Genomic DNA, 12,760 nt, shown 5'->3' with positions numbered 1-12,760 from the left:
CATTACTTTCTGTTCTTTATTCTTCTTTTTCAGTTGTGTTCATGTCGGAATAAAGTTCAGAATCCTAATCAGAACTTGGAATTAAGTAGTTTTTCGTCTCTTCGGAATGCTGCTTATGTCATTCATCCCCGAAAAGTTCGGGCAGAACTTCTCAAGACGTTACAAGAAGATAGAGATTCTATGCAGGCTGACTATCGTGCTCGTAACTATTATTTGCAGGGAGGACGGCTACTTTGGATCGACCGCAATGGAGTTGATCAGCGTGCCGATACTCTTTTGGCGTATTTGCGTGAGATGAAAGCGGTAGGATTTTCGCCCAATAAGTTTTGTGTCGCTTCGATTACCGCCGACTTAAACCGACTGAGAGTTTTGCAATTTGATAAAAGTCAGCATTCCATTCATCAGGTGTTGGGACGCTTAGAATATCATCTTACCAAAGCCTTTTTCCGTTATGCCACAGGACAGCAGTTTGGTTTTACCAATCCTTATATGCTTTTTAACAAGCTTGATGTGAAAGAAGCAGATTCATTCAACGTGAGCTATTATCGGCTCTTCGATATTCCGATGGCACGACCCACTAAAAACTATTGGAAGAATCTGTGTAAACAAACTCATCCAGACAGTTTGACGAACTTTATACACCACATCCAACCCACTAATCCATTATACCAAGTATTCAAAAATTATCTTGCACAGGAGGGGCGTTCCACTAATAATGTGAAGACGCTCTGCAACTTGGAGCGGACACGGTGGCGACTGAAAGATAACCCATTTGCCCAAGATAAATATGTCATGGTGAACGTTCCTGCCATGGAGTTGCTGGCTATCGACCATGAACAGGTCATGAGAATGCGCGTTGGTGTGGGAACAAACACCACCAAGACACCCTTGTTGAGCAGTAGGATTATGCGGATGGATGTTAATCCGCAATGGGTCATGCCCAAGAGTATCATTGACAAAAGTGTGGCACGCCATGCAGGCGACTCTGCTTATTTTGAGAATCATCGGTATTTTATACGAAACAGAGAGACAGGAAACAGGGTAGACCCTCGACAAGTTACGAGTGAAATGCTTAGGAGCGGTCAATACTTCGTCATTCAAGAGGGCGGAAAAGGCAACGCCATGGGGCGCATCGTGTTCCGTTTCAAGAATAACTTTGCCGTCTATCTGCACGACACTTCCTCGCGCGGAGTCTTTGATCAGTCGAATCGTGGCGTGTCACATGGATGTGTGCGTGTCGAAAAACCTTTCGAACTGGCGGTATTTTTATTAAAAGATAAGGATGAAGAACTCATTGAAAAGATGCGCTACTCCATGCAAGCCGATATTCATTCGCATTATCAAAAGAAACTAACGGCGACTTTCAACCTGCCCAATGACACCTTGCAAGAATCTAAGTTAATCAATTCGGTGCGTGTTCAACCAGCAGTACCTCTGTACATTACTTATTATACCCTGTACCCCAACGGGCAGCACGGTATGCGGGAATATCAGGATATTTACGGTTTTGACGCTGTGATTTACAAACAATTAAAAAACTACCTGCGATAGTTTAATGGACGAACGGTGGGACGATCATACTATCGACAGGGCATTGGCAGACCCCAAGCTGCGGGAACAAGCCTTTATGTTCAATAGGAGTGAGAAAAAGAGTAATAGTTATGTAGACAATTATAGTTGATGATTTGGATATTTAAGGTTGGTGCTAATAATTAGCTTTGTTTGATTGATGACTTCTTTTAGAGCCTACATATAGTCGAGGAGTGTGGTAGAAATGGGAGGAACTTAATATATTTATTTATCGAAAAGAACATAAGACAATAGGATATAAAAGGTTTTCCGAAAATCTAAAATAAAAACAAGTACAAGGTATTTTTATAATTAACCTTTCACTTTAAGTAAGATGTAAAAAAGCAAATAACTATGCAGCGGTACTTTATCTATTTCAGTTATGACGGTACCTCGTACCACGGTTGGCAACAGCAACCCAACAGTCATTCTGTTCAGGCAGAATTGCAAAAAGCACTGTCAACGATTTTGAGAGAGCCCATTGTTGTTGTGGGTGCTGGGCGTACAGATACAGGCGTTCATGCGCGAAAAATGGTGGCACATTTTGATATAGAGGCTGTTATTGATGGCGAACAACTTGCCTACAAACTGAACAGACTCTTGCCACGAGATATTTCTGTGGCAGGCGTGAAGCCCGTTCAGGCGGACATGCACGCAAGGTTTAGTGCGAAATGGCGAACGTACCACTATTATGTACACAGCCATAAAAATCCTTTTTTGCGCCATTACTCCTGCCAACTTCCTTTTCAGCTTGATTATTCATTGATGAATCAGGCAGCTAATCATTTGTTGAGCGTGACCGATTTTGGCGCTTTCTGTAAGACACACACCGATGTCAAGACCACGCTTTGCGAGGTGGTGCGTGCAGAATGGGTACAAACAGGAGAGGATAGCTGGTACTTTGTGATTAAAGCCAATCGCTTTCTCCGTAATATGGTGCGTGCTGTTGTCGGTACGTTGATTGAAGTGGGGCGGCATCGGATGAGTCTTGAGCAGTTTGATGCAGTGATTAGGAGCGGTAATCGTAGCAATGCAGGCGAGAGTATGCCTGCTCATGCGCTGTTCTTAGAGGAGATAGAATATTAAAGATGTGGTTGATTTTGGCTTTTCTCTCGGCTTTTCTGCTGGGGTTTTATGATGTATTTAAGAAAGTTTCTTTATCAGATAATGCAGTGATTCCTGTGTTGTTTCTGAACACGCTTTTCTCATCACTCCTCTTTTTACCTTTTATTATTTTATCTCAGTCTACAACTTATTTAGACGATACCATTTTTCATGTATCTACTGCAGGGTGGGAAGCGCATAAGTATATCGTACTCAAGAGTTTCATTGTGTTAGGGTCGTGGGTTTGTGGTTATTTTGCCATGAAGCATCTCCCTCTTACCATTGTAGGTCCTATCAACGCTACACGTCCCGTTCTGGTGTTGGTGGGCGCCATGCTTGTGTTTGGCGAAAAGCTCAATTTCTATCAATGGGTGGGTGTGCTATTGGCAATTACGTCGTTCTTCCTTTTGAGTAGAACAGGAAAAAAGGAGGGGATTGACTTTAAGCATAATCTCTGGATTGTTTTCTTGGTCATCTCTGCCATCTTAGGAGCTGTGAGTGGACTGTATGATAAATTTCTGATGATGCCACGCAGTGCTGGTGGGTTGGGACTTAATCAAATGATGGTTCAGAGTTGGTACAACGTTTATCAATGCGGATTGATGGGAGTCATGTTGATGTTGTTATGGCTGCCCAACCGAAACCGAACCACCACATTTCAATGGCGGTGGACAATTCTCGGCATTAGTATCTTTCTTTGTATGGCAGACTTTGTGTACTTTTATGCGCTCAGTCAGCCCGCAGCCTTGATCGCTATTGTCTCTATGGTGCGAAGAGGCAGTGTTATCGTGAGTTTTCTCTTTGGCATCTTCCTTTTTCAAGAAAAGAATATCAAGGGTAAGGCGATTGACCTGTTGTTAGTCTTGTTGTGTTTGATTTTCTTATATATCGGTAGTCGAGTATAGCACAAATCACAACAAAACTGTCAAGTAATTTTAGGAAAAGTCCAGCGGATATTCCATGGCTTTACTAACCCATGGAGATAAGGGTATTAACCCATGGAGATAAGGGGCTTATAATAATGACTTAATCCCTTTAAGTCAATGAGTTAAGCGCATTGAAACAATGGGTCAATGGGGTTGGAGCAATGGGTGAATGGCTCTGTTCACGTGAGATGAAAAAAGCAGCTCATCAAGTGCTGTTTCTCTCTATTGTGACACATAAAAAAAGTTCGACAACTTGATGATGTCGAACTCTTCTATGAAGATTAAAAGTAGTTTGTTATAGATAGATGCATCCATTAAAATTTGAATGGTGCAATTCTTTTTTTATTCTTATTTTTGAATATTTGGTTGTTCAAGTCCATAACCCTTCTTCTTGTCTAAGGCTTTGAGCAAGAAACCAAGTATCAGAGCTACAACACCTAAGGAGACGAATACTAACATAGGAGCCGTATAGTCATACTTCAAAGGGTCGGTGACACCGGGGTTGGACGAGCGCAATACCGAACCGATAATCATAGGGAAGGCATACAAGCCGATGTTCTGAATCCAGAAGATCAGTGCGTAGGCAGAACCTATGAGTTTGTCATCGATGAGCTTTGGTACGGAGGGCCATAGGGCAGCAGGTACCAACGAGAAGGATATACCCAACAAGATAATGGCTGCATACGTGATGACGACACTCTGTGTGGCTGGTACCACAAAGGCAAAGATGAGGTGACAGATAATCATGAGCATTGCTCCTATAATCAACATCGTTGCTCCTTTTCCTTTGCGGTCAAGGAAGTTGCCCAAAAATGGCGTCACTGCTGCCGCTCCCAATGGGAAGACAAAGAAAACAAGTCCTGCCTGTTCTGCACTAAACTGAAGGTTGCATTGCAGCATGTTTATAGCATACTTTTGGAAAGGGAAGATAGCTGAGTAGTATAATACGCAGAGTAAGGCTACAATCCAGAACATTTTGAGCGATAATATCTTGCCAATGTCAGAAACCTTGAATGGGTCGTCTTTCTCTTCTTCCACGCCTTGAGCGTCTAACTTCTTATCCATGAACCCATAAACAATGAAGCAAATCAAACCGATAATCAATAACAGCAGTTCGTAAGCCAAAGGACGTGACACGTTAATGGGTTTGATAGAAGCGATAGCAGGGGAGGCGATGACCACAACGGCAACTCCTACACGAGCAATTGCCATTTCAATACCCATGGCTAAAGCCATTTCTTTACCCTTAAACCACTTAACGATACCGCGCGAAACAGTGATTCCTGCCATCTCGGCACCGCAACCAAAAATCATAAATCCAATGGCAGAAAGTTTTGCGGAGGCTGGCATTCCATCATAAAATGGGGTGATGTTCCAAGCTGCCAAAGGTAGATTGAGGTTGTTGTCAAACCAAACTTTGATACTACTTGCATCAAATCCTTCTGTCAGCGCATAATAATTGATGCTTGCACCTACCACCATCACTGTTCCAGAAAGGATTGCTGTAAAGCGTACCCCCATTTTATCGAGGATGATACCTGCAAAAATAAGGAAAAATACAAATACATTCAAGAAGGGTTCAGAACCAGCAAATCGACCGTATGCGATAGGGTCCCAACCGTGTTGTGTCTGTAAGAACTCTTGAAGAGGAGACAGGATGTCAACGAAAATGTAAGCAAAGAACATGGCGGATGCCAACAATACAAGTGCTGTCCAGCGCCATGCGGGCGAATCACTCAGTTTCTTTTGAAATGTTTCAACCATTGTTGTGTTTTTTTTGAGTTTATGAGTTTTAAGTTGATAAGTTTTCTGTTGCTTTGTAAACGTGTGAGAGGACGTCTATTTCTTAAGCCAGCGGTCTAACCAGTTGAAGAAAGTACGCTGCCAAAGAATACCGTTTTGCGGTTTCAATACCCAGTGATTCTCGTCAGGGAAGATGAGTAACTCGGCAGGAATGCCACGTAGACGAGCCGCATTGAACGCGCCCATACCCTGATTGGCATTGATACGATAGTCCTTTTCGCCATGGATGCAGAGGATAGGAGTATCCCATTGGTCTACAAACTTATGCGGACTGTTGTCGTAGGTGCGTTTGGCATTGGCTGTTTGGTCTTTATTCCAATAAGCATCTTCGTACTCCCAGTTAGAGAACCATGCCTCTTCGGTGTCGGTGTACATGCTTTCAAGATTGAAAGCGCCATCGTGTGAGATGAAACACTTGAAGCGTTTGTTGTGATGACTGGCTAAGTAATAAACCGAGAATCCGCCAAATGAAGCACCCACTGCCCCTAATCGGTCTTTGTCTACATAGGGGAGATGGTTGGCAGCATCGTCGATGGCTGATAAATAGTCATTCATGCACTGTCCTGTCCAATCGCCAGAAATCTCCGCATTCCAATCAGAACCGAAGCCGGGTAAGCCTCTGCGGTTGGGTGCTACGATGATATAGCCGTTGGCAGCCATGATTTGAAGATTCCAACGATAACTCCAGAATTGACTTACAGGACTTTGAGGGCCGCCTTCGCAGAAGAGGAGAGTGGGGTATTTCTTATTGGCATCGAAGTGTGGAGGCAAGACAATCCAGCTCAAGAGGTCTTTGCCATCGGTGGTTTTGCTCCAGCGTTCTTCCACTTTTCCAATTGCCAACTGGTCAAAGATGTGCTTGTTTTCATCTGTCAGTTGTGTCACCGTTGCTTGTTTTTCTTTTTTCGAAGGGCTCACAATGAATAAATCATCGGGGTGAGACATCGAATGTCGAGTGACTAATAACTGTTTGGTGTTGCCTAAGGTTTGTACACTTCCATAGTCGTATTGACCATCGGTGAGCTGTTTTACCTGTCCTTTAAGGTTGGTTTGGTACACATGTGTCTTACCGTGCCATACACCAATAAAGTAAAGGGTTGTGTTATCGTTTCCCCAGCAATAAGCATCTACATTGCTGTCAAAACTTTCCGTCACATATTGTTTAGTGGATTTCTTTAAGTCGTAGATACACAAACGGTTGCGATCACTTTCATAACCGTTTTGTTTCATGCTCTGCCAAGCAATGTATTTGCCGTCGGCAGAGAAAGAAGGGTTGGTGTCGTAGCCTACATTCATATCGCCCTGTTGATGATTAACAGCTTGATTTTTCATTGATTTCGTTGCATCAATGGCAGGTTCTTGATATCCTTCGGGCTTGCAAAGATTGCGAGTCTTGCCCGTAGTGATGTCATACAGGTAAATATCTGTGTCGGTAGAGATGGCATATTGCACGCCTTCCTTTTTACGACAGGTATAAGCTATCTGTTTTGAGTCAGGACTCCAAGCCAACTGTTCTACACCACCGAAGGGAGCAGTAGGACATTCGAAAGGCTCATCTTGTAAGATGTCTATGCCCTCATCAACGCCACTTTCGGTCACATTGGCAACAAATGGGTGTGCAATGCTTTCCACATAGTGGTCCCAGTGGCGATAGTTCATGTCCGTAGCCAAGCGACCCGTTGCCAATGGCAGGTCGGCAGGATTGGCTTTAATGGTTCCGTGATAGGGAAGAGACTTTATCAAAATCACCTTTTTTTCATCGGGTGAGAACTTAAATCCTTCAATATCAATAGTGCTATTCGTTAGCTTTTGCCGATTTGAGCCATCAGGATTCATGGTCCATAGCTGTCCACCTGTGAGGAAAGCTATCTTTTTTCCTTGTTGAATCCACACCGCATCGGTTTCGCTTTTACTGCCAGTCGTGAGTTGAGTTTTATGACTTCCCTTGACATCTGTCACGAAGAGCATCTGTTGGCTGTTGTTGTTTTTTACGCTATAATAGCCCACTTGATAGACTACTTGGTTGCCGTCGGGTGAGGAGGATGCGCCTCCCATTCGTCCCATTGCCCACAATGCTTCCGGTGTCATGAGGTCATTCGTTGCCTTGAAGGCGGCATTTTGTTCTTTCGCTGTTTTCACTGTGCTTTGTGCTTTAGCAAAACTGCCGCCTATCATCAAAGCGACAGTTGCCATAAGGAGTGTTTTTTTGTTCATACTATATTAGAGTTTACGTTTCTTTCTTTCCAATTCTTCGCGTTTGCGCTGCATTTCTTGCTGTTGCTCTTGCATTGCTTGCAAACGTGCAGCAAGGCCACTTAACTTCTTTGGATTAGCTTTGTTCTCCTCGTATCGTGCTTCCAAAATTTGAAGTAGTTTCGCATCGTTAGTCGTTTTACGCAAGGTCCACATAATGGCAGCACTAAAGAAGAGCGATACGAAATAGTAGAAGTTTAATCCTGCTGAATAGTCATTGAACATAAAGAAGAACATCACGGGCATGAGATACATCATCCATTGCATCATCTTCATTTGTTCAGCCTGCTGACCTACCATTTGATCGCGCTGTTGGCGCATGGTCATCCAACTGTAAAGAACGTTGGCAATACAGAAAAGGATACAGGTCAGTGAGAGATGGTCGCCTATCAACCAAATGTTTTTGTTCCATTGAATAATTGGGTCGTAGGTGCTTAAGTCGTTAATCCACAAGAAACTTTCGCCTCGGAGTTGGATAGCGTTTGGCACAAAGTTAAACATGGCAATCCAAATAGGCATCTGAATGAGCATAGGGAGGCAGCCAGAAAGAGGACTGACACCATATTTAGAATATTCTGCCATCATTGCTTGTTGCTTCTGCATCTGGTCTTCAGGCTTGTTATATTGTGCCGTTGCAGCCTCGAGTTTGGGTTTTAGCACGCGCATCTTGGCAGAACTCATATAACTCTTCTTGACCATTGGGTAGGTAATGAGCTTTAACAAAAGCGTAATCAGAATGAGTACCACACCCATGGGGAACCACTTGGAAAGCCAATCAAATACATAAATGGTAAACCAACGGTTGATAATGCGGAACAAAGGCCAGCCTAAGTAAACCAATCTCTGTAACTCAAGGTCTTTATTAAATGTACTTTCTTTTTCAATACGATTGAGCAAACGGAAGTCATTAGGTCCGAAATAGAATTCAAACTCAGATGCTTTCTGTCCCGTTGGGTCAAAGAAAGTTTGCATTTTTGCCTGATATGCTTTTAGATATCCACTGCCTTTCTCCTGTGGCACACTGGTCATCAGTGCCTCTTCGTTAAAGTCATGCTTGGCAATCATGACAGCTGAGAAGAATTGGTTCTTGAAAGCGACCCAATCTATCTTGTCATCAATCTTTTTATCTATCTCTTCTGAAGTCTCACTCAGCTTCTTAGTTCCCCCCTTCACCTTGTGATAAGTGAGGGTAGCGTAGCGATTTTCGAAGGTAAATCCTTTTTCTTGTTGTCGGCATTTGTCTGTCCAATCAACATTCATGAATTTTGTGTTGGGTGCAAACAAGCCGTTCATGCCATTCACTTTCATGGACATGTGTAGAAGATAATCTGCGCCCAAGCGATATTGTATGACGAGAGACTTGCCTTGTCCTGCGTCTGCTGTCAGCGTAAGGGTAGAGTCTGTTTGTGCAGAAGGACTGAAATAGAGGTCTTGCGTTGCAATGTTTGCCTCTTTCGTCGACATGATGAAGTTTAGTTTTTGAACCTTATCGTCGAACAAAACAACGTCAGGATTGTCCTCTCTATCCTTAAAGTTTTTGATGATTGCCTTGCTTACGGTTCCTCCTTTTGTGTTGACAGACAATTCAAGGTGTTCGTTTTTCAAGACAACCTCTTGTGCTTGACCCTCCAAGGCAGCATGAAATAAAGCGGTGGTGTCCGCCTTTTGTTTAGCTTTTAAGTCAGCTATTTCTTTGGCGTGTGCTTGTTGTTTAGCGAGTTCGGCTTTGTGTTGAGTGACTGCGGCAATGGAGTCTTGCTGCATCTTCTTTGCTTGCTCTTCTGCAGAGGGTTGAGACCACCAACTAAAACCTATTAACAAGAGTCCCATAAGAACGAGACCCGTCATCGTATTTTTATCCATTTCTAATTATTTCTTCTGATTTTCAATTGCTGATTTTATGAAATCAACAAATAAGGGGTGTGGGTTAAGAACCGTACTTTGATACTCTGGGTGGAATTGTGTGCCAATATACCACTTCAAACTCGGTATTTCTACAATCTCAACTAAATCACTTTCAGGGTTTTTACCCACGCACATCATTCCCGCTTTCTCGTATTCTTTTAAGAAAGAGTTGTTGAATTCAAAACGGTGTCGATGTCTTTCTTGAATATATTCCTGTTTATAAATATTGAAGACGTGCGAACCTTGTTTGAGGACACATTCGTATGACCCCAATCGCATGGTACCTCCCATGTTGGTGATGTTCTTTTGTTCTTCCATGATGTCGATGACATTGTGTTCTGTCTTCTCATCCATTTCACGGCTGTTGGCATCGGGATAACCCAATACATTGCGTGCAAATTCTATCACCATCATCTGCATACCCAAGCAAATACCGAAGGTGGGGATGTCGTGTGTCCTCGTATAGTGAGCCGCAATGATTTTCCCTTCAATACCGCGTTGCCCAAATCCCGGACATATCACAATGCCGTCTTGTCCTTTAAGCATTTCTGCAACATTGTTCTCGTTAATCTTTTCCGAGTTGATAAACGTCAGTATCGTCTTGTGGTCGTTATAGGTTCCAGCTTGCGACAAGCTCTCTCGTATGCTTTTATAGGCGTCTTGTAAATCGTACTTGCCTACCAATCCGATATGAACCTCTTTCTTTGCCTTGTTTCTTCGTTCCAAAAAGCTCTTCCAAGGACCTAAAGTTGGCGTCTCTTTTACTTCTATTCCCATCTTTTTCAAGATAGCCACGTCCAACTTTTGGTTTTGCATATTGACGGGAACTTCGTAGATACTCGGCAGGTCTTCACTCTGAATGACGCAGTCGAAATCGACATTACAGAAAGATGCCACTTTGTGTAACACATCATCTTTCAGATGTTTCTCCGTACGAAGTACTAAAATATCCGGTTGAATACCTATGCTTTGGAGTTCCTTGACACTATGTTGCGTTGGCTTGGTTTTCAGTTCTCCAGCGGCTTTCAAATAAGGTACATAAGTAAGGTGTACACTCAAAGCGTTTTTACCCAATTCCCATTTCAATTGGCGAATGGCTTCTAAGAACGGTGTAGACTCAATATCGCCCACCGTACCACCGATTTCGGTAATGACAAAATCGTAATGGAACTTCTGTCCCATGAGTTTCACGTTGCGCTTAATCTCGTCAGTGATATGAGGAACTACTTGGATGGTCTTGCCTAAATAGTCGCCACGGCGTTCTTTGTCAATAACAGCTTTGTAAATTCTGCCCGTTGTCAGCGAGTTTGCTTTTGTTGTTTTTATCCCTGTAAACCGTTCGTAGTGTCCTAAGTCTAAATCGGTTTCCATACCATCCGTTGTTACATAGCATTCTCCATGCTCGTAAGGGTTTAACGTTCCCGGGTCAATATTGATGTAAGGATCAAATTTTTGAATGGTAATATTGTAACCTCTTGCTTGTAAAAGCTTTCCAATAGATGATGAAATAATCCCTTTTCCTAATGATGAGACCACACCACCTGTAACGAATATATACTTTGTTTCAGCCACGATACGTTGTTTTATTTGTGATATGACATAAAAATACAAGGTGCAAAGTTAGTATAAAATTGCGAAACATACAAGCAACTTTCATTTTTTATTATTACCTTTGCATGCATCAAAAACGAATATGAAAATGAAACTTATCAGCACATTCATGATGATCATGATACCGATGGTTTTATCTGCCAACGAACCAGTTGGTCGTAAGGTGATAAAACATCCGTCAGACACCACCACCACCTTTGTGAAAGCTTATACTGATTCTTTGCATCATTATCAACAGCAGCTCGATTCGCTGCAACGTATCAATGCGCTTTTGTATCATCGGCTCGCACAAGAGAATGGTAAATATGCTCGATTGTTTCTTCCTACCACTTTTTATCACCAGATAAGTCAACATCAGTTTAGTTTGTCAAAAGACTCGCTGACCTCTTCTATGTTCAACGAGGCTTTGGAGAATGCGTTGCTCCATATCTATCTGAAGCGACCGGATTTGGTCACCAAGACACAAACACAGCTAAAAGCGGAAGGGAAAGTGTCTACCAGTCAAGAAACGACGCTTAAAAATAAAACCGCTATTGTTGAAAAGGTGGCTCCCTTACCTACGGAGGAAGTGTATGTACCTGTAGATTTGGTGATAAAGAAACCTAACTTTTGGAGCTTTTCGGGCGATGGCTATTTGCAGTTCTTGCAAAACTACGTATCGGGCAACTGGTATAAGGGAGGCGAGAGCAATTATTCCATGCTCGGCAATGTGACCCTCAATCTTGGCTATAACAATAAGAAAAAGATAAAGTGGGACAACAAGTTAGAGATGAAATTGGGTTTTCAAACCTCTGAAAGTGATACGTTGCACACGCTCAAGACGCATACCGATGATATCCGATACACCAGTAACTTCGGTTTGCAGGCGACTAAAAATTGGTATTATTCTTTACAGATGATAGCCAACACGCAGTTCATGCGAGGCTATCGCAACAACGATGAAAAGGTTTATTCTGATTTCCTATCCCCTTTGAATATCGACGTTGCGGTCGGTATGCTATATAACTTCGACTGGTTGAAGGGACGTTTGAAGGGTAGTGTGAACCTCTCGCCCTTGGCTTATCATTATCGTTATGTGGCTCGTGAGCATTTGGTGACGCGCTTTGGTATTGAAAAAGGCAAGCACCATGTAGATGATTACGGTTCCAGTATGAACATTGATTTCAACTGGAAGTTCTCAGAAATGGTGCGATGGCGTACACGTCTGTACGGTTACACCTCGTATAAGCGTTCTGAAATAGAATGGGAAAATACGTTCACCTTCCAGTTTACCAAGTATTTATCTGCCAACTTGTATGTCTATCCACGCTTTGATGATAGTCGCAAGCGCGATGACACAAACGGATATTTCATGTATAAAGAGTATTTGTCGATTGGTTTGTCTCATTCGTTCTAATGGATTCCAACAACGCAACTCCCTCATTCGTTGCTTTTATCGCAACAACAAGGCTCCTTCCATGAAGGAGCTATTTTTAAGGCTGGTTCTATAAATTAGCTTTGTTAGATTTTGAGCTTATTTTTGAGGTCAAAATGCAAGAGAGTGAAGGAGTGTAGCGAGCTACACGACTGAACGAACTTACATTTTGAAC

Annotated in this window: 9 protein-coding genes; 5 read left to right on the top strand and 4 right to left on the bottom strand. The window is 42.7% G+C overall.

Translation table 11 applies throughout. From position 1 onward, the window contains the following. Positions 1 to 75: 75 nt before the first annotated feature. From HMPREF9304_RS02685 to HMPREF9304_RS02675, 4 genes are all read left to right on the top strand, one after another. Complete coding sequence (locus HMPREF9304_RS02685) at positions 76 to 1,551, top strand: L,D-transpeptidase family protein (RefSeq protein WP_052045861.1); 1,476 nt, start codon at positions 76 to 78, stop codon at positions 1,549 to 1,551. Positions 1,552 to 1,555: 4 nt separating this feature from the next. Beyond that, positions 1,556 to 1,681, top strand: a complete 126-nt coding sequence (locus HMPREF9304_RS15140; RefSeq protein ID WP_262502960.1) for a hypothetical protein — start codon at positions 1,556 to 1,558, stop codon at positions 1,679 to 1,681. A 242-nt stretch (positions 1,682 to 1,923) separates the two neighbouring features. Beyond that, positions 1,924 to 2,655: a tRNA pseudouridine(38-40) synthase TruA gene (gene truA, locus HMPREF9304_RS02680; protein WP_036926257.1), complete on the top strand. Its 732-nt coding sequence runs from the start codon at positions 1,924 to 1,926 to the stop codon at positions 2,653 to 2,655. 2 nt (positions 2,656 to 2,657) lie between these two features. Beyond that, entirely contained in the window at positions 2,658 to 3,578 is a 921-nt protein-coding gene (locus tag HMPREF9304_RS02675; RefSeq protein ID WP_036926256.1) for an EamA family transporter, read from the top strand. Between the two features lie 369 nt (positions 3,579 to 3,947). Here HMPREF9304_RS02675 and HMPREF9304_RS02670 read toward each other — a convergent pair whose 3' ends face one another. From HMPREF9304_RS02670 to pyrG, 4 genes are all read right to left on the bottom strand, one after another. Further along, entirely contained in the window at positions 3,948 to 5,363 is a 1,416-nt protein-coding gene (locus tag HMPREF9304_RS02670) for an MFS transporter (protein ID WP_036926255.1), read from the bottom strand. 75 nt (positions 5,364 to 5,438) lie between these two features. Then, entirely contained in the window at positions 5,439 to 7,616 is a 2,178-nt protein-coding gene (gene dpp5, locus HMPREF9304_RS02665; protein ID WP_036926253.1) for a dipeptidyl-peptidase Dpp5, read from the bottom strand. A 6-nt stretch (positions 7,617 to 7,622) separates the two neighbouring features. Further along, the gene (gene yidC, locus HMPREF9304_RS02660; RefSeq protein ID WP_036926252.1) at positions 7,623 to 9,518 is read right to left on the bottom strand and encodes a membrane protein insertase YidC; all 1,896 of its coding nucleotides are present in this window, start codon (positions 9,516 to 9,518) and stop codon (positions 7,623 to 7,625) included. Positions 9,519 to 9,524: 6 nt separating this feature from the next. After that, positions 9,525 to 11,132: a CTP synthase gene (pyrG, locus tag HMPREF9304_RS02655; RefSeq protein ID WP_036926278.1), complete on the bottom strand. Its 1,608-nt coding sequence runs from the start codon at positions 11,130 to 11,132 to the stop codon at positions 9,525 to 9,527. A 121-nt stretch (positions 11,133 to 11,253) separates the two neighbouring features. Between pyrG and HMPREF9304_RS02650 the strand changes: the two genes are divergently transcribed. After that, a complete protein-coding gene (locus HMPREF9304_RS02650; RefSeq protein WP_036926251.1) occupies positions 11,254 to 12,567 on the top strand; it encodes a DUF3078 domain-containing protein in 1,314 nt (437 codons plus the stop codon). The last annotated feature ends 193 nt before the right edge of the window (positions 12,568 to 12,760 follow it).

It is taken from the genome of Hoylesella timonensis S9-PR14 (genome assembly GCF_000762405.1).
GTDB lineage: Bacteria > Bacteroidota > Bacteroidia > Bacteroidales > Bacteroidaceae > Prevotella > Prevotella timonensis_A.
This window is presented reverse-complemented; position numbering and strand designations above follow the sequence as displayed.